General features: G+C 27.6%; 14 protein-coding genes. 6 read left to right on the top strand and 8 right to left on the bottom strand.

The annotated features are described in order from the left end of the window. Window positions 1-38: 38 nt before the first annotated feature. The 6 genes from VBN07_RS02575 to VBN07_RS02550 form a co-directional block, all read right to left on the bottom strand. Entirely contained in the window at window positions 39-992 is a 954-nt protein-coding gene (locus tag VBN07_RS02575; RefSeq protein ID WP_323177717.1) for an ABC transporter ATP-binding protein, read from the bottom strand. Continuing rightward, entirely contained in the window at window positions 992-9400 is an 8409-nt protein-coding gene (locus VBN07_RS02570; RefSeq protein WP_323177716.1) for an ABC transporter permease, read from the bottom strand. Before VBN07_RS02570 ends, VBN07_RS02575 begins: the two co-directional genes overlap by 1 nt. A 94-nt stretch (window positions 9401-9494) precedes the next feature. Continuing rightward, the gene (gene ftsH / locus VBN07_RS02565; protein ID WP_323177715.1) at window positions 9495-11591 is read right to left on the bottom strand and encodes an ATP-dependent zinc metalloprotease FtsH; all 2097 of its coding nucleotides are present in this window, start codon (window positions 11589-11591) and stop codon (window positions 9495-9497) included. A 57-nt stretch (window positions 11592-11648) separates the two neighbouring features. Next, on the bottom strand, window positions 11649-12524 hold the full coding sequence (gene tilS, locus VBN07_RS02560) for a tRNA lysidine(34) synthetase TilS (protein WP_323177714.1): 876 nt from the start codon (window positions 12522-12524) through the stop codon (window positions 11649-11651). Next, the gene (gene pth / locus VBN07_RS02555; RefSeq protein WP_323177713.1) at window positions 12505-13062 is read right to left on the bottom strand and encodes an aminoacyl-tRNA hydrolase; all 558 of its coding nucleotides are present in this window, start codon (window positions 13060-13062) and stop codon (window positions 12505-12507) included. The genes tilS and pth overlap by 20 nt, the downstream gene beginning before the upstream one ends. Further along, complete coding sequence (locus tag VBN07_RS02550) at window positions 13062-15344, bottom strand: AAA family ATPase (protein WP_323177712.1); 2283 nt, start codon at window positions 15342-15344, stop codon at window positions 13062-13064. The genes pth and VBN07_RS02550 overlap by 1 nt, the downstream gene beginning before the upstream one ends. A gap of 263 nt (window positions 15345-15607) precedes the next feature. On the opposite strand from VBN07_RS02550, the gene VBN07_RS02545 reads away from it, so the two are divergent. From VBN07_RS02545 to VBN07_RS02535, 3 genes are all read left to right on the top strand, one after another. Beyond that, window positions 15608-17014, top strand: a complete 1407-nt coding sequence (locus tag VBN07_RS02545) for a DnaA ATPase domain-containing protein (RefSeq protein ID WP_323177711.1) — start codon at window positions 15608-15610, stop codon at window positions 17012-17014. A gap of 123 nt (window positions 17015-17137) precedes the next feature. Then, window positions 17138-18265, top strand: a complete 1128-nt coding sequence (locus VBN07_RS02540; protein ID WP_323177710.1) for a DNA polymerase III subunit beta — start codon at window positions 17138-17140, stop codon at window positions 18263-18265. A gap of 2 nt (window positions 18266-18267) precedes the next feature. Then, window positions 18268-18480 (top strand): RNA-binding S4 domain-containing protein, encoded by a 213-nt coding sequence (locus VBN07_RS02535; protein ID WP_323176757.1) that lies wholly within the window; start codon window positions 18268-18270, stop codon window positions 18478-18480. A 36-nt stretch (window positions 18481-18516) separates the two neighbouring features. Here the strand turns inward: VBN07_RS02535 and VBN07_RS02530 are convergent, their stop codons facing one another. Together VBN07_RS02530 and serS are read right to left on the bottom strand one after the other, a co-directional pair. Then, window positions 18517-19644 carry an HAD family acid phosphatase gene (locus VBN07_RS02530; RefSeq protein ID WP_323177709.1) on the bottom strand — a complete coding sequence of 376 codons (1128 nt, stop codon included), beginning with the start codon at window positions 19642-19644 and terminating at the stop codon, window positions 18517-18519. Window positions 19645-19771: 127 nt separating this feature from the next. Further along, a complete protein-coding gene (gene serS, locus VBN07_RS02525; protein WP_323177708.1) occupies window positions 19772-21037 on the bottom strand; it encodes a serine--tRNA ligase in 1266 nt (421 codons plus the stop codon). A gap of 208 nt (window positions 21038-21245) precedes the next feature. On the opposite strand from serS, the gene rpmH reads away from it, so the two are divergent. Genes rpmH through yidC form a run of 3 tightly spaced genes read left to right on the top strand, consistent with a single transcriptional unit; the run spans window position 21246 to window position 23773 of the window. Continuing rightward, on the top strand, window positions 21246-21392 hold the full coding sequence (gene rpmH, locus VBN07_RS02520; protein ID WP_257089135.1) for a 50S ribosomal protein L34: 147 nt from the start codon (window positions 21246-21248) through the stop codon (window positions 21390-21392). A gap of 9 nt (window positions 21393-21401) precedes the next feature. Next, window positions 21402-21725, top strand: coding sequence for a ribonuclease P protein component (gene rnpA / locus VBN07_RS02515; protein ID WP_323177707.1), 324 nt, complete (start codon window positions 21402-21404; stop codon window positions 21723-21725). Continuing rightward, a complete protein-coding gene (gene yidC / locus VBN07_RS02510; RefSeq protein WP_323177706.1) occupies window positions 21725-23773 on the top strand; it encodes a membrane protein insertase YidC in 2049 nt (682 codons plus the stop codon). The genes rnpA and yidC overlap by 1 nt, the downstream gene beginning before the upstream one ends. Window positions 23774-23851: the final 78 nt, after the last annotated feature.

The raw sequence follows: 23851 nt of genomic DNA, 5'->3' as shown, positions 1-23851 counted from the left end.
ACCACCATTTTGTGGTAAGTATTATTCAACATAATTAATTATTCTTTTCAATCAATATCTTTTGGATGCTTTGTAGTTTTGTTAACTGTGATATTAGCAACTTTTCCGTTTTTGATTGTGAAAACTTTATCAGCAATTGGTGCTATAAGAGGGTTGTGAGTAACCATAACTATAGTAACACCATATTTTTTATTAATGTCATATAAGTAATTTAAAACAATCTTAGAAGTAGCATCATCAAGTGCTCCTGTAGGTTCATCAGCGAAAATGATTTCAGCATTTTTAGCCAATGCACGTAGGATTGAAATACGTTGTTGTTGTCCCCCAGACATTTGTGATGGATATTTGTTTTTAACATCTTCTAGTTCAAATTCTTCAAATAACTTATCAATGTTTAATCTTTTGCTTTTATCTTTTTGTAAGTAAGCACCAGTTTCAACATTGTCATAACCATTTAGATTTTGTAATAAGTTGTAATTTTGGAAGATAAAGCTAACGTGTTTTCTTCTAAATAAAGTAAGTTTGAAATCTGAGTAGTAAGGTAAGTTTTGATTACATACAATAACTTGTCCTCTACTTGGTCTATCAAGTCCACTTATAAGGTTAAGTAATGTACTTTTTCCACCTCCAGACTTACCAAAGATCATAACAAATTCACCTTTGTTAATTGTTAATGAAACATTCTTTAAAACTCTAGTAGCTGTAGTCCCTGACAAGTAAAACTTACTTACGTTTTTAACTTCTATGACTGCGTTACCTGTGTTTTTAAGTTTTTCATTACCATCTTTAGATCTCTTTTTGTTTGAAGCTTTTCTAATAACTCTAGCAATTGATCTGTCTAATACAACTTTGTTGCTTCCACCATCAGCATCAAGAATGTCAAATACATTTTTCTTTGTAATTTTGACATCTGATGTTTTTTTAGTTAAAACAACAACTTCTTGAGTATCTTTATTTGTATCATTGTTTACATTTACGTTTTTATTTTCCATTATTTACCTTTCAATAAATCAATTGGTTTAACTTTGTTAATTCCGATTCAAGATAATATTGATGTTACTAAGAATACTCCTAGAATAACTAATACTGTCACTAATATGTTTAGAGGTGAAATAACAATAGGAATTGCAATAGATGCAGCTGATGTTAAGAAACCACTAAAGATTGATATAAATCCAAATGCTAATGAGATAGCTATTAAGATAGATATAAGAATAAACGGTAAGTAAATTCCATAGAAAATCTTAATTTTTTCTTTTTCATTATATCCAAGGATTGATCAGATAGCTATATTCTTCTCATTTTCTCCAATAAGAATTGTTGAAATGATTACTAATATAACTATAGAAATTATGAATGCTAAGATTGTTACAATAGTTACAATTTTTTGAACTGTTTGCGCAATAGACATCGTGTAACCCACTTCAATAACTTTAGAATCTAAAGTATTAGCCATAGGGATATATAAGTCGTTATTGAATATATTAGCAAACTTGTTAATGTGTTGTTCTGCATTAGCTCTTGCTAATAAGTAGTTATCTTTAATGCTTTCAGTTTCTTTATATTCAGGATTTATAAATTTAGCAATTTGTAAGTCTGAATATCCTAAAGTACTCATTACTCCATCGATTGTTGAGTTATCTACTGTTTGTCTTGATCCAAATAATGCATCAAACATATCTTCAAGATATTTAGTTGTTAAAGTAGATGTGTCAAATGATTGGATAGCTGGTCAATAACCACTGTTTGAATATAATCCAGCTGATGATAATAATTGCATTGGTAATGGGTGTTTAGACATAATACCGTTAAACACTTCATATTTAGGGTTATGTTTAACTTTATCTAATCCTGTAAGTATATCAGCAGCTTTTTTAGGAATAATAAACTCATTATTAATATATGTTGGGTTTATACCTCTAACAATGAATTTGTAAGTTTGTCTCTCTGGTTCTTTATATTCAGGGTTATCTAATTTCTCATAATATTCATTTATCTTATCTTTGAATCTATTTACATTATTGTTTACAACAACTTCAAATTTTGATCCAACTAATAAGTTAAATGTTTTTGATGAAACTTCGTTAATGATAAGTGGAATAGGTTTATCATTAACATCAAATCCGTTTTGACTAAACTCGTCGTTAATTAATTTAAGTAAATCTTGTCCACTAGTAGATTTAATCTTAATTTGTTTTGAATCTTCTTGGTAACCATATAACTTAATAGTTTCGTTCTTGATTTTACCTTTCTTAAATTGATTTGCATCTACGTATGTATAAAGCTCATCAAATTCAGGGTCGAAATATAAGCCACCAAATGAAACTAAGAAGTCACTTACAACTGATGCATTAGGATTCCGTTTTAATAATTCACCATTTTCTTTATAGATTTGTTTGTATCCATTGATTAAGAATTCTCTATATTCATCTCTATAAGCTGATGTTGAAATTATTATTTCATCAAAATCAGTTTTATTTTTGTTAGCTTGAAGATAAACAAATTTACCTAATTCTGGGCTAGTTTCATTTTCTACATAACGGAAGAATCCTGAAACTGTTCCTGCTTGAACTAACTCAATCATTTTAGTCATATCAAGAATTTTTCTATCACCATCTTGTTTGTAATGTAAGTTTGATTGTGTTCTTTCAAGTCTTCTACCAATTTCATTTCTTACTGATGTAATTCTTGATTTTTGTGAGTCAGGTAATGAATTGTAAACTTGATCTCAAGGGTCAATTGAAACTGATGAATCAATCTTAATGTTAACTGAGAATTGTGAAATTACGTGTCCATCAAAATCTGTAGGATTTCCGTTTGGATATCTATATGATGTAGTTCCATCAGGGTTTTTAATTGCAAGTTTATTTACAGCTGCTGATGTACCTGGTTTGAAGTAATCGCTTTGATATTGGTTAATTTCAGCAATATCACCAACAGGTACATAAAGTGTGTTTTCTAAATCTTGTGCTGTGAATAAATTAATTCCACCACCTTCTATTGTAGGTGTTCTTAAGTCAAATTTGTAATTGTAACTTCTGTTTTTATATGTTTTTCTAATTGATGATTCAAATTCACCAAAGGTTGCTATTCCGAACAATGTAGTTATAGCAACTAAAATGATTGAAATACCAAATGATGCCAGTTTTCAGAAGCTGTGGAAGATTAATGAAGCACTAAATTTAGTTTTAATATTTCTCTTTTTGAATAAGCTTGCATATTTAGCATGGAAGTCACCTGTACTTACTTCTGTTATTCCACTCATTAAGTCAATTGATTTATATCTTAATGAACGAATTGAAACAACAATAATAAGTATAGACATAGCTGCAAGTGGTAATATGATGTTTATTCCAAATGAAACTATTGAGAAGTTTAGCGTCTGAATAGGTATAGCTCAATAATCACTTAATAACTTAACAGCTTCAGCATGTATTAAGAAACCTGTTAAGTATCCTGCAATACCTCCAATAATGATTGTAAAGAACGCGAACACAGTCATTGATAATGAGATTTCTAATGGTGTATAACCTTGAGAAACTAAAATACCAATAGCTTTGTTTTTGTTTGTAATGTATCTCTTAATAATGAAAATAATTGAGATAGCAACTAATGTAATTAAGATAGATAATAAGATTTTTGAAACGAATCCGATTACTTTAATGAAGTTTTTAACTGCAGTAATTCTAATTGCACGTTCAGGGTTAATTCCATCAATTTCATCATCTAGATAAACTCTAGGTAAATCATTTGAATTATTTGTTGCTTTATTAACAACCTGAATTAATTCTTGTTTAAGGTCTTCATTTGTTAAGTTTGTTGAATTCTTAACAAGCAAGTATTCTTTAACAACATTTCCTCTGTAAGCTTGTGCAATTTTGTCAAACCCTTGTGAGTTAACGTAAACAATAGCTTGGTTATTTGTATTAACTTGTAAGTTTGCTTCATCCACAACTGGATAAATATTGTCATATGTATAATCGTCACCGATAATGATGAATTCTGAACCATTTACATTAATTTTGTAATCTTCAGGAAGATTTTTGATTAATTCAAGCATTCCGATTGGATTATTTGGCAATTCACCATCGTAAATTTTCTTGTTGTTTTTAGCTAATCATACATAGTTAACTTTTGCAATGTATGAACTTGTTTGGTCAAATTTAAGCGTGTTATCTAATTTGTTAACACCTGTAATTGTGTTTAAAACATCTTCAATAAGTTTAATAATGTTTACACCAAATGGCGAATAATTTTCAATGTTGTTTCCAACTTTTGAATATCAGTATTGAATAATTTCGTTGTCAAAAGCAACATTTAAAAGTCATTCTTTACCAATAGTTGCAAACACAGGTTTTCCTTTTTCGAATGAACTAATAAATTCACTTAATTCAACATCATTTCTAGCTAATTCCTCAAAGTTAATAATCTTATCCATTATCAAGTAAGCAATATTTGCTTTATTTTTACCACTGTCTCCTAGGTTGTTTGTGTTTGTTAAGAATCAAACTGCAACTTCAGGATGTTTAACAATTGTTAATGGGTGTAATAATGCATCTGAAATTCCTAATCTAACAACTGGAATTTCATTAATCGAGTTACTTAAGTAAATGTTAAATGTATCAAAGTGTTTTACAAATAATTCGTTTGAAAATACACCTTTAATTAAGTTTTCTAACACAACTGAATCAATGTTTGTAAATTCTGATGAGTAAACATCTTTGAAGTGTTCTGGGTTGAATTTACCGTATAACTCAGCTGTTGCAATGTATGCAAATGATTGAATAATTTCTAACTCATTATCTTGCACATATTGTTTATATTCAGGGAATTTTTTAATTAATTCAGCTAATAATGAATTTGTATAGTTACCTTGTTCATCTTTTGCGAAGAAGATTTCTTTAAGTTTTAAAGTATTTGCAAGTGATTTAGTAATACCAAATCCCGTTTTTTCAAATGAAACAATGTTTTGTGATGATGGTTGAATTAAGTCAAATGAACTAAAATCAGACAATATTTCTGAATTGTTAGCTAATTTTAATAATTCAAGAGCAAACTCTTTAGTTTTTGCGCTGTCAGAATTTACTGATTTATCAAACATTTTCATTCAAACTTTGAATAATGGATATGCTTCTTTCACATAGAAGAATGGGTCATTATTTTTGTTGGAAATATCTAAGAATTTCTTAATAGCTTCTTGAACTAATGAATGAACTGAATTGTTTTCAATTGGCTTGTATTCTGCAAAGTATTTGTAAATATCTCCAATTGATAAGTTAGGTTGTAATTTAACATTTGAAGTTGTTTGCACAACTAAGTTAAGAACTTGAATTCATTCATTAACTAATTGCTTAGCTTCGCTTAAAGGTATTTCTCTTTTGTCTTTAGCAAATCCAAACAAACCCATAGCATCATTTGTTTCTGATGATGGGAATGATGTTAGTGAAACTGTGTTTCCATTTCAATTTTCAAATCTAACTTTGTATGAGTGAACAAAGTTGTAAAGTTTGTCAAATAAACTTAATGAATTTTGAGTTGATGTAGATGTATTAGTATCTCCTTCTGTTTCAGTTGATGAAGAAGGTTGAGGAGATATAAAGATGTTAAGAAGGTCAAAGTAGTCTAATTTTTCATCATCTGCAACTGGAATTGTTAAATATAATCCGTTGTCATCAATTTCAATATTTGTCCCTTTATCTGAAAGGTTAAACATTGAAATTATTGATTCTTTAAATGATTTATTTGAACCCGGTAATGCAAATAATGATTTAATAAGTGCATAAATAAAGTCTTTTGATCCAACTCCTGATGTCGCATATTTGTTTACTCTATCTACACTTTGATGTTCAGTGTAGAACATTTGTTTTTTGCTTAAAACAGCATCAATAAAGATGTCAAAATCAAATAAGTTAATTACATACTTAGTTCAATCTATAACGTTTTTAAATGATTTATCAGCTGAACCTGGATACAAGTTAATAATTTGTCAAATAGGTTTAAGTTGAGGCATAAATGAATTAAATACGTCATATAATGGGTTAGCTCGATCATTAACATCAGCTAATAAAGCAATGTTAATATTGTCTAATAAGTCAAATAAATGTGTTTTGAATGCTTTTTGATCAACTGATCTAATAAATCATTCAATTAATTCAAGCGTTGATAATTTTCTTACGTACTTAACAATTTCTTTAGTTCCATCAGCTTTTGTAATTTCTTTATCAACTAAATGATCATGTTCATTTAAGAAAAAATTGTTTGATTGCTCTGTGAACTTAACAAAGTTAACTGATTCAATAATTCCAATAATTGAATCAAGCATAACAACAGGATCTTTAATAAATTTTGATAAAGTTCCTACTTTAACCGGAATTTCTACACCAAGTACATTTAAAACATTAAATAATTTTTGAATTTGTTCAGTTAAATATTGTTTTCTTTCTTCAAGAGTATCTTTTTGTGCAATAAATCTTCTTAAGTTTGTAAATAAATTAACAATAAGTTTGTTTGCATAATCACCATTTACATTGTGTGATAACTTGTAAAGGAAATCAAGGAACAATTTAGGAATAATCCCTAAATCAATACGTCCTGATGAGAAAATTGTTGCAAATTTATTTATATTAACTGAATATTCAGCAGCTTCGATAAATGCATAAATAATGTCTTTAGTTAAAAATCCTTGTTTTGTTAAATCGCTATCTAACAATACTTTTTGTATATTTTCAAAAGCTTTATTTAAAGTTTGTTGTGTAGCTGCTTCGTTTAAAACATCACTTAATGGTGCTCTATAACCAAAAGGTAAATAAACAACGTTATCAAATTCATTACTATGTTCAACTCATCCTTCTGGATTGATTTTTGCCATTAACGTCAATTTATTGTTTTCTAAGTATGAATCTGTTTCTTTTAAAGTTAATCTACCAGTTGATAAACGTTCTTTATCAAATTCAGAAACACCTTTTTTTGATAATGAAACATTTTTTCAGTAAAGTAACTTTTTATTAGCATCATAAACAGGTTTAATTATGTAATATGTATCTTCTTCTCTTGATGGAGCAAAAGTAATTCCTAATTCAGCAAATTGATTAAAGTCGCTATCAGGTAATAAATTACCTTGTGCATCTGTTTCTGATCCAACAAATTTTGCTAATTTATAAATTTTCGATCTATCTCAAACTTCAAATAATTTAGTTTCTGGGTAGTTTTGATAAATTTTCACTTGTCCATATGTCATATCTAATGAAACGTATTTTTCATATGGAATGACGTTACCAATAATTTGGGTTAAAATATTGTGAATTGCATAATATGGTAATTCTCTAGTTTTGAAGTAACCATCAACATTTGAATAAAGATTAAATAAACCTGTTGGATTATCAATTTCATTGAAAAGTTTGTTTACATTGTTTTTGATTCCATCGATCTTTTGTTCATTATCACCCATATTAACAAAGTGATATACGAATTTTTCATTTTTAGATGTGTCGAATGCATCAATTGTGATTGATTTCTTGATACCTATGTTATCTACACCAACTTTTTCTGAAACTTGGTTGTAGATATCTTTTTTAACAATATCCAAAGCACCATTTTTAATTTTTGTGAATGTGATATCTCAGATTTTTTTATTAGATAACTTCTCAAATTCTTCTTCTGTTAACCTATCTCTTGATGTTTCAATTTGTGCAATTGTTTTATATCCATCAAATGCATATTCTGCATAATTAGGAATCTTCGTTCTCTTTTCATAATTTAACTCTGGTAAAAGTAAAACATTGTTTGGAACAATAGCGCTTACATCATTAAGTAACTTGTTGTAAATATCAGTTAATTCTGAAACTGATTGTGATTTGTTAATTGATGCAGTTTGCAATCTTGTGTTTACATTGTTAGCTAATGCATCAATTTCTGGAACTCTACTCTTGTACTCTGGATGGTTATCAACTTCTTTTCTTGTGAAGTTGTAAATTTTTAAAATAAGAGTTTTTAAGTCATTAATAATAATTTCTTTAATAGCAAAGTCTCTATCTAAATAACCTGGTTGATCTGATAAATCAGCTAATCTAAGTTGCTCATTGTATGTTAAATCATATGTAAGAACTGAATTGTTCTCATAAATTAACTCTTTGTTTTCTTTTAAAACACCTTGTTCATCAAAGTGGATAAAGTATTTAAGTGAGTTTTTATTTCAATATGAGAATTTTTTAAATTCTGATGGTAATTCACCATTGTTTCCTTTAATTAAATTCTCCATAAATGTAACATATGCTCCATCTCAGTTTTTCTTGAATGGATCTACATATGTTGTTTCATAGACTTTTCTTTGGTAGTATGTATATTCCTCTTGTTTTGCAGCTCATTTTAAAGGAATATTGTAAGTATGATTTGTTTCAAAAACAAATGGAATCGGTTTGTCTAATGTTCTTGATTCATCATATAAAGATGAATAATCAAATTCTGAATTTAATTCAACATTAACAACATCAGTTGGTTTAGCATCCTCTGGAATGTTAATTAAAGTTGAGTTTTTATCTTTATTAAGAATGAAAATGTAATTGTTATTTTGATATTTATCAAAACCAAGTTTGTCAGCAAGTGTTGCTGGTTCAACACTTAAACAAACTCTTTCATACATTCATTCTTTACCTTTAACCACGTCAAAAGTAGCTTCTTTTGTGACAATATTTAAGAATAAAGTTTTAACTTGAGAAAGAATAACATTACTTTCAGTATCTGTTGTAATGTATCCAATGTCTTCTAATTTATAAGTTTTTTCAAGCACAAAGTGGTCATTTAAATTTAAAACAACTTGTGTTGTAACAGGTGAATATGAGTCATTTTCTTTTTTGTATAAGTTAACAATGAAATCAGTTTTCATTCTCATTGTTTTGATTGCTTTATCAAAATCCAATGTTAATGAACTTGCGTTTTCATTCTTGAAGTCATAAGTGTTGTAGATTTTTATAAAGTCAACTCTATCAATGTATTTGTCTTTATATTTTTCTTCATCAACAAATAAACTTAATGGAATAAATGAATCTGTAATTCTTGTTAAGTCAATTACATAACCTTCTTTTTTGTAATTATCCGTTATATAGTTAATCCCCTTATCATAAACACTTTTATTTTCGTAAACAAGTGAATCTGATTTAGAAAGTCCGTTAACAAAATATCCATCATTGTATGCTTTCGCATTTGTTGATAGATTTAAATCGATTGTAACATTGTGCGAAACTGATTTTTTCTTAGCAGCTTCATATTGTTGCTTCATTGATTTAGCAGCATCATTTAAAACAGTGAAAACTCCTGCTGTTAAAAATACAAGGATAGTTAACCCTATAACAGTAGCTTTGTTTTTAAATAATGACTTAAAGACTTCTTTAAACAAATTCTTCATAAAATCCACCTTTAAAAATTTACTTATAATTAATTTATTAATTATAAAGGATTTTTGTATAAAAAAAACAACCGGAAAACCAGTTGTTTAATCACTATAATTTTTCAATTTCAGTTCCATCTTCTATAACTGAATTGTCACTATCAATAACTCCATCTGAAACTAAGTCAGCAGAAATACTTTCTTCTTTATTATTGTAAAAATCAGTTTGTGTACTTTGTCCAATATTAGGGTCAGAAGTCATTTCAATTAATTCATCTAAACCTACAGCACTAGCTTTTTCTTCTGATTTTTCTTTTTCAGGAGGTAATTGTAAGTTTTTAGCAATGTATTCAATTTCTTCTGCAACAATTGTTTCTTTTTCAAGTAATGAAGTTTTAATCAACTCTAAAAGTTCTCTATTTTTCTTAATGACTTTTGTAGCTATATTTTTAGCTTCTAACATTATTTTTCTAACTTCAAGATCAATTTCGTGACTAATTTGGTTAGAAATTGATGAATTTGTAGCTAAAGTCTTTCCTAAGAATGGAGAACCTTCTTCTTCTTGATATTTAATCGGACCTAAATCAGACATACCAAATTCAGTAACCATTCTTCTAGCAATTGCTGTTGCTTTCGAAATATCGTCTGCAGCACCTGTTGAAATTTTATCTTCTCCATAAATAATTTCTTCTGCTGCTCTACCACCCATAAAACTTGCTATAGAAGCTAATAATTCTTCTTTAGTATAGTTGTATTTTTCATTTTCAGGCATCATTAAGTTATATCCACCAGCTTGACCACGTGGAATAATAGTAATCTTTTGAACTTTATTACCACCAGGAACTTTTATACCAACAACAGCATGTCCTGCTTCGTGGTAAGCAACTAATGTTAATTCTTCCTTAGTAATAGTTCTAGATTTTTTAGCCGGACCAGCCATAACTCTATCGATTGCCTCATCGATTTGATCTCTTGTAATAATACCTGTATTTTCTCTAACTGATAAAAGAACAGATTCGTTAATTACGTTTTCTAATTGAGCTCCTGAGAAACCAGGTGTTCTTCTTGCAACATTTTCAAACGAAATATCACTTGAAACACGTTTACCCTTAGCGTGTAGTTTTAAAATTGCTTCACGTTCTTTTACATCTGGCAATCCAACTGTAATAACTCTATCAAAACGTCCAGGTCTTGTTAAAGCAGGGTCTAAAACGTCTGTACGGTTTGTAGCTGCAATAAATAATAGCCCTGAGTTTTCTTTAATACCATCCATTTCAACAAGAAGTTGGTTAAGGGTTTGTTCACGTTCATCGTGACCTCCACCAATACCGCTTCCTCTTGTTCTACCAATAGCATCAAGCTCATCAATAAAAATAATTGCTGGCGCATTTTTACGTGCTTCTGCTATAACTTGTCTTACTCTTTTAGCCCCCATACCAACAAATAACTCAACAAAGTTAGATGCTGATACAAAGAAGAAAGGAACATCAGCTTCTCCTGCTGTTGCCTTAGCTAATAAAGTTTTTCCTGTACCAGGAGGACCCCCTAAAAGGATACCTCTAGGCATTCTAGCTCCTGACACTTCATATTTTTTAGGGTTTTTTAAGTAATCTACTATTTCTGAAATTTCTTCAATCGGTTCTTTATTTCCTGCAATATCAGAGAATTTTTTATCTGATTTAATAATTTGAGCAGGACTATTGTCACCAAACATAGCCCCACCTTGCCCTGACATCATTTTAGCTTGTGATCTAAAAATAAAGAACATTATTCCAAGGAATAATAATGTAGGAATAAATGGAAGAATGTATGTTGAGAAAAATCCTGGTTGTGGTGCTGCTGCATTTTGAATTTCTCCTGAACTTACCACACCATTATTTACAAATTTTGTTGCTTCTTTAAGAGGATCTTTAATTTCATACACTTCATTTATGAAGTTAAATGAACCAGGTGCAACAATCTCAAGTTGACTATTATTTTTTATAAGGGTACCGTGCATTTGGTTAGTGAAAGGATCAAACTTAATTAATTTAAAGTATGTTCCATCATCTTGACTATTTGCTGCATCCTTGATGTATTCAACAAATTTGCTTGTTGAAATATTTTGAGGACCTGTTAACTTACTGATAATTAAGTAAAGTCCAACTGATATTATTAAAACAACAACAAAAGCTATCAATATACCAGGTCAACGTCTTTTTCTTGGCATTTTATCTCCTTTCTTTGAGATGTTTTATTATTTAATATTTTTTTATATTATACCTTATTAATTTAGCAATTCACCCTTTAATTTGACAAAATATAAACCGTTCTTTAAAAGGTATTTTGAAGTTCTGTTTTTAGACAGAATAAAATCAATAATTGATTTGATTTTCGATGAGCTTAATTCAATGTTTTCATCAGAGAAATATGTGTGAATGTATTGAAAAACTAAATGCTTTTTGTGCTTGAGTTTTTTAAAAACATCTTGATTAAATCTTGATTCTTTTCAAATTTGAAATTCTTTTTGAATTTTTTTTCTTTTGAAACTTAAAAAGAAGTTTTTTACTAGTGTACAAGCTATAAATGTATTTTTATAGATTGTTTTTTTAGCGAAATCTAACCTTATTTTATTTCTTGAATATTTAGGTAAATTGTTCGTGTAATCAAAACAAAAAGGTGTGTGATTTTTTTGATTTTTCTTTGTTATTGTATTCTTAAAATACTTAAATAAATAAGGTCTATAAATATTAATCCCATTGATAAGATTTGATTGTTTTATTCCATAGAATAAAACATTTCTTTTAGACTGCTTTTGCATATATGCAGTCTCAAAAAAATCATCTTTATTATGGGAAATTAATAATTTGTCACAATTTTCTTTTACATAAACTTCTTTGAAAAATTTGTATCTCTGCTCTCTAGCTCAAGATTGAAAGTTACCTTTAACGTAATCATTTTTAGATAACTCTAAAACATAAAGCTTGATATTATGCCTCTTACAAAAATCTTCAACTACTTTTTGATCTAAACCACTATCAGCACGTTGATTGTAATTAACGTGAGCAACAATTATGTTTTTGTTTTTATATTCATTCAACATAAACATACTGTCCGGTCCACCACTAACAGCTAGTAAATATTTAGTTTTTTGATTTGACATTGTATTTGTTCATAACAGTTAGGATATCATTGTAGACAAATGAAATTGAAGCTTCTGCAGCTTTATTTAACACAGGTTCTAAAACCAACATTTGTTCAGGTGTAAAATTACCTAAAACAAAATCTCTTAACGGTTCTCTGTGTTCTGTATTAATCCCAATTTTTAATCTTTTAAATTCTTGAGTACTAAGTATTTGAACAATGTTTAAAACACCGTTATGACTCCCTCCTGAACCACCAATTTTAATTGCACTTTTCCCTAGTGGAAAGTCTTTTTCATCGTGAATAACCAAAATATCATCAGGGTTAATTTTGAAAAATTGAGCTATTGCTTGAACGAATTCACCTGATTTATTCATATAAGTCATTGGTTTTGCAATTATTAAATCATCTAACTTAACATATTCTCCATTAAATTTAGATTTATTTAACTCTACACCCATTTGCTTACAGATTTTATCAATAACCATAAAACCAACATTGTGTCTAGTGTATTTGTATTTATCTCCCGGATTTCCTAAACCAACTATTAATTTCATTACGCCCTTCTTTCTGTTTGGATAAAGAATCTTAAGTTTGTATGCACTTGATTAGCACTTGTTGCGTGTATTCTTTCAATTAAATTTTTGTAATCAACACTTTGGTCAATAAATATTTGCAAGTGTTTAATTGCTCTTGATGCACCTGTATAAAGCATTTTTTTGCTTTGCATAAATGCATGTTCATTATGAATCACCATAATAACAGAGTCAATTTCGCTACCTTGGAATTTGTGAATTGTAGTGCTATACGCAAGTTGAATTTGTTCTTGAAATTCTCTTAATGAATACTCAATTTCTTTTTTTCATTCATCCCCTCTATAGAAAGTAACTTTAATTTTTTTAACTTTTTTGTTACCTGATTTAGAGGCTGCATCCTCATAAACAACATCAGTTATATAACCGATATCACCATTAGAAATATTTTCATTATTTCTATTTTCTAACTGCATAACTTTATCGTTTATTCTATATTCGATTTGACTATAGTTTTTTCAATTTGTTGCAAAAACATCATTTTTATTTATTGCATTTTGAATTTTCTTATTAACTTCATTAATTCCGTATTGATGTCTGTAAGTTGGAATAAGGATAATAACGTTATTAATTCCGAATTTTTCAACTTCTTTTGTATATAGCGTTAATAAATCATTATGAAAGTTTTTGTTATCTACTTTAACTAAATCAACTTCAGAAGGTTCAAACATTGAATCATCAACTTCACCTCTGTTAATATTTGAAAAATGTTTTCAAATTGTTTCTGAATCACTTCTATAAAACTTAGTTAAGTATGTTGTAGGTATATTTTGTGAAAAGATTAAATCATCTAATAAGTTACCAGGTCCAATTGCTGGTAACTGGAAAGCATCCCCGATTAAAACAATCTTTTCTAATTTAGGACTTGCTTTTAACAATTTATCTAATAAGTTAACATCAATCATTGAAAACTCATCAATAATTAAAATTCTTAAATCAACAATTTCTTCTAAATTAGTTAAAGAAATTTTTTCGTCAGTATTAGCTATTTGTAGATAGCTATGAATTGTTCTAATTTGATGTTTAATCTTTATAGAAACATTAGTTGCAGCCCTACCTGTCGGCGCTAAGATAGCGAATTCATTTGCTTTAACTTTGTTTTTCTTTAATGTTTCATAAATATGCTTAATAACAAATGTTTTCCCTGTTCCTGGTCCACCACTTATTATTGAAATATTTTTGTTTATGAAATTATCATAAGCAGCTTTTTGTTGCTTTGATAAGAATTTTAAATCAATCATATCTTCAGGTTTTAATTTGCAAATTAATTCTGAATTAGCTAATTTCATTAATCTGTTGTAAATATATGCTTCTTTATCAAATGTAGCTTTCAAAGTAAAGAAACCAGGTAAGACTTGAATTAAATGTTCATCTCTAATAAATCTTTCAAAAATGATATCTACATCAATTTCGTTTTTTATGAATGCAAAATCACTTTCTTCTTCATTTATTAATGAATTTCATTTTATATTCGCATCTTCAATAGCTTTTTTAAATTTCACTTGCAATGTATCTAAATCAAAAATTGTACTGTTTTGAGTTTCTAAATCTCAAACAACTTTATATAAGTAAGCTACGTATCTTTGATAATTTTCTTTAGTTCAGTTCAATAAGAATGCAAAAGTATCAACTTTAAAAATATCATCAATTACTTTATCTATAAACAAGTAATAAGGAGAGTTGTTTTTGTAATATTCGATGAAGTTAAATTCTCTAGAACCGTGAATAGTTGCTAATTTTTCAACTAAATCACTAACTCTTGGGTTATTGAATAAATTTATATTTTTCTTATCTTCTTCAGTTAAGTTTAGTAGTGATTTTAATCTTGCACTATTTTCTTCATAATATTTAACTAACGATTCTAGTTGTTTATCTGTAATTACACTTAATAATTCATCTCTATAATTTTCAATATCTGCTAGTTTAGTAAATAAATCTTGACCAAATTCATCAATTATTTTTTTAGCGGTTAATTTTCCGATGTTAGGTACATTTTTTGAAAGATAATCAACTCAATCTGTTTGCACATCTTCGATTATCAACTCTAAATTCTTAATAATTTTTGAGTTTTTGTAACTAGCCTTAGGATTATCTCCAAATTCAACTTCGTATTTTTTATACAAATTCGGAAAGACATTTGTAACAAAAACTAAGAATGTTTGACTTTTACCTTCAGGTAAAAATAGCATAAGTGCTCAACCTAATTCTTTACCACCTTTAATTTGCTTAATAAATTTACCCTTCATTTTCTCTCCTTGCTTTCTGTCTATTTATTTAAATTATAAAGATTTAATTTTTATATAGCACCCTTTATTTTAGGTGTCAAATTAGATTGTTTTTAATAAGTTATCCACATACTTAAAACAATAAAATATAAATATGTTAATAAGTACTTTTTTACTTACATTTTAGATACTTTAGTTGTGGATAACTTTTGCATAACTATGTTGTTAAAGTTGTTTATAACTTATTTTTAAATATGTTTTTTATATAGTAATAAAATTTAGCTATGAATATTAATAATTTCGATGAAGAGAAAAACAAAGAAGAAGCGAAATTAAACTCTTACAATGAACTTTATATTGAGTATATAAAGAATGAAATTCAAGATAATCTCGCTTTTAAAACGTTTTTTAAAAATTTAACAATTCTTAGTTTCAAAAACAATGAAGTTGTTATTTATTTTCCTAAAGTCCATCCTAATTTAAGTTCATTTAAAAATTATTACAAAAATGTTTTTGATAAGTCAGTCAAAGAAATTTTTGGAGCTAATGTTGCTTACAGAATAATTGATAAAGAGACTTTAGATGCACTTAAAGAAACTGAAAAACAAAGTAAAAACTTAAATATTCAGATACCTACAACAAATAAAAAGAAAACAGATGGTATTGAATATACATTTCATAACTATATTCATGGTTCATTCAATGATGAAGCTTTAAATATTTGTAAATCAATTATTGATGATGAATACAAACTAGAAGTTTTATTTATCACAGGTAACTCTGGTTTAGGTAAAACTCACCTTTTAAAAGCTATTTCTAACGCTTTAAACAAAGAAGGTAAATCATCATTTCTTGTTAATGCAACTGAGTTTATTCGATGAATTCAGCCTTTATTAAAAGAAAATTCGGTTGATGTTCTTAATAAATTTCAGAAGAAATTGATTGATAATTACGACATTTTAATGTTTGACGATTTCCAATTGTATGGTTCAGGTAATAAAAAAGCTACAAAGGATTATATTTTCCAAGTTCTAGATAGTAGAATGGAAAAAGGTAAATTAACCATTTTTTGTTCAGATACAGATATAAATGGAATTTCTAAAATATTTGATGAAAGACTTGTTTCGAGAATTCAATCTGGGTTTATTACAAAAATCAAACAACCTGAACAAGAAGATTTACATAAGATTTTGGATTTCTTACTTACAGAAAACAACTTCGACACAAACACATTAGATGATGAATCAAAAGATTTCATCATAAGAAATCATTCAAATTCAATTAGAACACTTACAGGAGCTGTGAAAAGATTAAGTTTCTACGAAAAAGAAATTAAATCATTACCAAAAACTTTAGTTATAAAAACAATTAAAAATATTTTTGGTGATTTTATTAAAGATAAAGCAGAAATTACTGATGAAATAATTTTAAAAGCCGTTTCTGAATATTACAAAATACCAGTTAAAGATATTTTAAGCACATCAAGAAAATCTAATATCTTTTTAGCGAGACAAATTGCGATTTATATGATTAAAAAACATTTAGATTATTCATCTAATGAATTAGGTAAATTATTTAAAAGAGATCATTCAACTATATTAAGTGCTTTAAAGAAAATAAATACTAAAGATGATATTAAAGTTAAAAAAGTTATAAATGAAGTAGAAGATAAGATGCGCAAGAATTATTAATAATTTATAAACATTTATTTTTAACTAAAAACTTAAAAAATAATAGAAAAACACATTAAAATTTAATTTTTTGAAAGTTATAAACATATTAACAACTGTTAATATTTATATTAAGGAGAAGATATGAAATTTACAATTTCAAAACATTTAATAGATCAATTGATTGAATTTATGTCTAATTATATTGATAATAATGATATGCATTATTTATCAAGAACAATTAAGATTGAATTAGATAGTCAAAACTTAGTTTTAACAGCAGCTAACGCATCTATAGCAGCTAGAAAAGTTATTAAAGTTGATGAAGATAAAATTAAAGTTGAAAAAGCAGGAAAACTTTGTATTTTAGCTTCTTTATTAAAAAACATTATTAAGAAATTTAATAAAGAAATCACCTTTAAACAAAGAGGTAATTTAATTGATATCTATGAAGGTTCAACTTCATTTACTTTAACAACAAATGATATTACACAATATATTGATACAAATTTTGAAGATCAAAAAAATACTCTAGAAATTGACGCTAAGAGATTAGATAAAATTATCAACAATGTTTCGATTTCAACAACAATAAGTAATGATAAATTAAACTCAATAGTTTTTAAATGTATTAATATAACATCTAAAAATTCAGAAAATGTAAGATTTGTAGCAACTGATTCATATAGACTTTCAACCGAAATTTTAAAAGTTGATAAGAAAGTTGATATCGATTTAACAGTTGATGCAAAAAGTCTTAAAAAACTTATTACAAAAGATGCACCAGAAAAAGTTCAATTATTCTTTGATGAGCATAAAATAGGTATTTCTTACGAAAATACAGTAATTTATATTTCTGTAAGTAAAATTCAATATATTGATATTTCATCATTGTTCCAGACAAAATATACAAGAAGATTTTCTATTGAAAAAGATGAATTATTAAAAGTTATTAATACAGCTTTATTCCAAATCACAGAAAAAGATAGAAAAATGGAATTCTCATTTAATGAAAATGAAATTAAAGTTTTATTTGAAGTTCCTGAGATCGGAACAGGTAAGGCTATTTCAAATAAATTTCAAATTTTAAAAGGAAAACCTATTGATATGGACTTTAACTACATTTATATTAAAGATGCAGTTTCACAGTTAGAACCAGGTAATATTAATATTTTCATTTCTGAAAAAGAAGATAGAGTACTTTTATTAACGGAAAATGATAATTCACATATTCAGTTAATTACACCATTAAGAAAGTTTTATAACAATTAATTATGACAATTAAAATAACAGGTGATTCAATCAAATTAAGTCAATTTTTAAAGAAAATTAATGAGACTGATACAGGTGGTCAAGCTAAATTCTTTATCGAGACAAATGATATTAAAATTAATAATAAAAAACCTGAAGGTAGATCTTCAAAAATACACCCAGGTGATGTTGTTTGAATAAACGACCAAATTTATGTAATTGAAAAAGAAAAATAAACCATTTTATTGGTTTATTTTTTTATATTAAATTAACTAACCTTTTGATGGAACGTAAATGAATCCTTTTAATTTTTCAGCAATCTTAGCGTAGTTGTATCCTTTTTGACCGATTAAATGTGATAATCAACTTCCATATGATGAATTTCCAGGGATTAAAACATATGATTCAGAGTGAGTTTCATCCTCTCAAGTACCTGTTTCTTTGTTGTAGTATGTTCCCATTACAGAAATATCCATATTTCCGAATAAATCACCATATCTATTTGAATCAGATTTAAGTTCACCTACAACTTGTTCAGAAGTTACACCTGATTTTTTAGTGAAGTTGTCATTGAAATCAGAAATATCATCTCCGACTCTCATAACAACCTTGAATTGAACTGGTGTTTCACCAATTGTAATTTTATTATTGTTTACAAGATGCATTCTTTCTTCTTTTTCTGATCTTGTAGTGGTTGTTGATGAATAAGGTTTTTCTTTATTAGCTAAATCCACACCTTGCATTCATCAAACAAAATCAGGCATATATTTAGCCTCAAGCCCTAAATTAATTAAGTTTGTTTTACTTGGTTCTTTATGTCATTTTTGAGAACGATTAGAGTTAAAAAATACTACCCCACCTTTTGAGTAAACATGCTTAATAAAATCAATTGCTCCAGGAACTTCTGTAGAAATAGCTTGACTAACAAAATCGTCTCATGCACGTCCATCGTATGATTTGTTGTTAAGGAATAAATAGTTTTGGTATTTAAAGTTATTTAAAACAGTTTCATCTAAATCCATAAATACCACTGGAATGAATTTACCTTCTTCTGGTGCTGAAACAACAATTTCATTACCAGAAATATTAACTTTAGTTAAATCAACATTTGGTTGTGTAATCATTTTGTCAAAAGCAGCTTTAGCATTTTTGTAAACTTGCATCCCCATAGCGTGTTTTTCTCCAGAAAATGAGTTTCATGCATTTGAACTACCAATTCCTCCACCATTTGCAATTAGAGTTTGAGCTGTTTTAATTTTTTCAGCAACTTCTTCTTCTGTGTATGTTTTTACTCTGGGTGCTTCAGGTTTTTTTTCTGAATGACATGAGTTAGTGACAATAGGTGCAGCGGCTAAAATAATTGAACCTGCTCCAAATAATAAGTATTTTAATTTTTTCATAAATCTCCTTAGTAAATTGAGTGAATAAAATAATAAATATAAATTCATTTTATTACATACTTAACTATAAGTTAAGTAAATAGTTATTTTTTTCACAAAATGTGTAAAAAATAACGCATAAGCGTTATTATAATGATTTTAATCCACCCATATATGGCACAAGCACTTCAGGAACAGAAACACTTCCATCAGGGTTTTGGTAGTTTTCTAAGATAGCTGCAATTACTCTATCAACAGCTAAACCTGAACCATTCATTGTGTGAGCATATTCAGTTTTACCTTCATCATTTTTATATCTAATCATAGCTCTACGAGCTTGGAAATCACCCATATAACTTACACTAGATGTTTCTCTATATCTTTGTTCTGAAGGTAATCATAATTCTAAGTCAATTGTTTTTCTTGAAGAAAATCCTAAGTCACCAGTACATAAAAGTAATTCTCTGTAAGGAATTTGTAATTTTTCAAGCACATCTTTAGCATCTTCAACCATTTTTTCATACTCAACCATAGCATCTTTTGCAGATGTAACTTTTACAAGTTCAATTTTCTTAAATTCATGCTGTCTTAAGATACCTTTTGTATCTTTACCTGAGCTTCCTGCTTCAGATCTAAAACATTCTGTATATGCTGTAGCTCTAAAAGGAGTTGTTAAGTCAATGATTTCATCATTGTAAATGTTTGTTAATGTAACTTCAGCAGTAGGGATTAAATATTCATCTAATCCTTCTAATTTATATAAATCTTCCTTGAATTTAGGCAATTGACCTGTTCCATATAACATTTTATCTTTAACAATTACAGGTGTTGTGAATTCTTGATAACCTTTTGAAGTGTGTAAATCCAACATAAATGAAATTAATGCACGAACTAATTTTGAACCATTGTTTTTGTAAATTACATATCTTGAACCTGATAATTTAACAGCTCTTTCAATATCTAAGATACCTAAATTTTTAGCAACTTCATAGTGAGGTAACACATCTTTAACAAGACCTCTACCTAATTTATCATGCTCTTTAATGATTACATTTTGATTTTCATCTTCTCCAACAGGAACTTCTTCTAAAGTTTCGTTAGGGATTTGTAAAATTAATTCATTAATTCTACTATTTAACTCATGCTCTTGGTTAGATAAAGTTAAATCTTCGTTTTTAACTACTTCAATTTGTGCTTTTAATTCAACTAATTTACCTTTATCGTTTTTAAATAAACCAAATTGTTTTGAAAGATTGTTTAATTCACTTTTTTTATCTTGTGATTGTTTCATCACGCTACCTCTTTGTTTAGCTAATGAAACAAATTCATCAAAAATTTCAATTTTAAAACCTCTGTTTTGTAGGTTTTTTCTTACTTTTTCTTCATTATTTAAAACATATTTTATATCTAGCATTTCAACCTCGTAATTTGAATTGTTTAAATTATACATTAATAAAGAGTTAATGAATTATTATGTTGAAAATAGATTTTTTAACCCTTAAATTAAGCAAAATAATTCAAAAAATGATACTAAAAAAATAGATGCTAAAAAATTAGTCATTTGCTATAATTTAAACACGCTTATATAAAATATATAAAATTATTCACATAAGGAGGAAATTATGAGTAAAAGAACTTATCAACCAAACAAGCGTAAACATGCTAAGGTTCATGGTTTTAGAGCTAGAATGAAAACAGCAAATGGTAGAAAAGTATTAGCAAGAAGAAGAGCTAAAGGTAGAAAAAGATTAACAGTTTCTGATAAATAATTCTAAACAATGAAAAAACAATATCGACTAAAGAAGAATTGAGAATTTGAAGACGTAATTAACGCAAGACAAGGTAACTTTGTTTCAAATAGATATTTAATCATCTATTTCAAGAAAAGCAAAAACTTCGCTGCAGGAATTACAGTTCCAAAAAAATTCGCAAAAGCTGTAGGTCGTAATTTTTTTAAAAGACAATTAAGAGCAATTATGCATGAGTTGAATTTATATCACCTCAAATATCATTTTGTTTTGATTGTTCGTAAAGAATTTATGAAGGAAGATTTTGCTATCAAAAAACAACATATAGCAAAACTCTTTGAGAAATTTAAATAATGAAGAAAAACGCAAAAAATTTTTCATACTTTACTAACGGTAACGATCCGAAAACCAACCGTAAAGAGTTAACTAAAAAAATCCTTAAATGATTAAAAATAGTTTTCTATGTGTTAATTTTTGGACTTACTGTAACAGGGTGTGTTCAATCCTTTGTTATTAAAAACTCTTACAACGTAGGTAACGGACTTGAGTTTTATAGAGATAAAGGTGACATAGCACCTAGAGTTAATACTTTAAAGAGCACAAATCAAAAAAGAGATTTAGTAACACTTCAAGATCCAAATGGAGAAAACAAAACATCAGAAGTATTTGAATACGACAGATTAGCACTTGATACTGAATCAAACATTTTTGTTACTGATAAAGAGATATTAAACAAACTTAGAGAACAAACAAAATCACATCAGGGTGAATATGGTATCCCTGGTGGATACATGTCTGTTTTAAGAATTCCATTTAATTCTGAAATTCTTAAAAACGCAGGTTACAAATTTGATGAAAAATTCAAATTAATTTACACAGGTTCAGATGATGCTAAAAATTATTTATTTGCAACAGCATCTGATAAAACTTACAACTTTGTAAAAGAACCTACAGATATCTTTATTTTCCCATTCACTTTCCCACAAGATGAAAAAAATAACTACGATAAAGGTAAACTTCAAAGTTACATGACTTTCAAAACAGAAAAAAAATACAAGGAAGTCAATGGTAAACAAGAAGTAGATAAAATAATCCCTGTTCTTACTGATGCAAAAGAATACGAAATTACATACATTTCAGGTATTCAAAAAATTTATAACTACACATCAGAAAAAGAATCTGTTTCTAATAAGTTTGCTCGAGATATTCTCCAAATGTTATATACATATTCATTTGGTGAAGGATCTAAATTTGCTACAAAATTAGGAAAAGAACCTTCTTTATTTATTAAAGAATTAGTTGATAACATTCCAGCAAATGTTAAAGAAGAAAATATCTCAGAACACAATAACACATTATTTACCTTAACTCAAGAACAATACCAATTGCTTATTGAATATCAAAATACAATGCAGTCATACATGAATGAATTAGGGTTCTTTAATGGAGAAGTTCCTAACTCATCTTCTGAAGAATATAAAGAAAGAAGAGAACAAGTTCAAAATCAATACAAATTAAATAGAACTGATAAATATGACTACAATACAAATATTCTTTATTCTGAAAACATTAACACACTTCCTTTAAGAGGTGATTTACCATTACAAGCTATTACAACTTGAGGGGAAGCTTGAAAATATGGACCATTTTACGGTTTATTAGTATATCCACTTTCAGTGTTGGTGCAATCAATGCGTCAATCAATGCCTGATATGCTTGGATGAGCTTCTGTTATCTCAATTATAGTTGCAATCATTATTTCACGTCTTATTACACTTGCATTTACATTTAGAACAACCGTAATGCAATCGGTAATGGAAGAACTTAAATACAAAAAAGCTGCTATTGAAGCTAAATATAAAGGTTTAGAAGATAATAAAGCTATGAAACTTAAGAAAAATCAAGAGATTCAAGCTTTATATACAAAATACAACATAAATCCATTAGACCAATTTGGAAATATGTTGCTTACTATGCCGATTTTCCTTGCTATGTGAAGAGTTATTCAAAGTATTCCTGAAATCAAACAAACAACATGGCTTGGTATTAACTTCGCCTCAACATCATATAAGAGATTGTTTGAGGGAGAATGAGTTTACTTATGAATTTTAGTACTTGTTGTTGGGTTTCAATTACTTTCAAGCTTCTTACCAAGACTTCTTAATAGAAAGAAAATGAAACGTAAAACAACAATTGCAGAAGCTGAAGCACTTAAGAAATCTGAAAGAACACAAAAGATTATGATGCTTGTGTTCACAGCAATTACCTTAATCTTTACAGCTGGTGTTCAAGTTTATTGATTATTCGGTTCAATATGAACAATTATGCAAACATTAATTATTCATAAACTTATACATTCTAAGAAATTTAAAGAGAAATTCATAAATAAGAAAACTCGATAAATAACTTTTTCATTTAAATAATAAGCATTAAAAAAATAAAAAATTTACTTGACTTTATTTTAATAGTGCTATAATATA

Origin of the sequence: Mycoplasma sp. 4404 (genome assembly GCF_034863325.1) — a bacterium.
In the GTDB taxonomy this organism is placed as follows: Bacteria; Bacillota_I; Bacilli_A; order Mycoplasmatales; family Metamycoplasmataceae; genus Mycoplasmopsis.
Note: the sequence above shows the minus strand (reverse complement) of the source record. Positions and strands in the feature narration are given on the sequence as shown.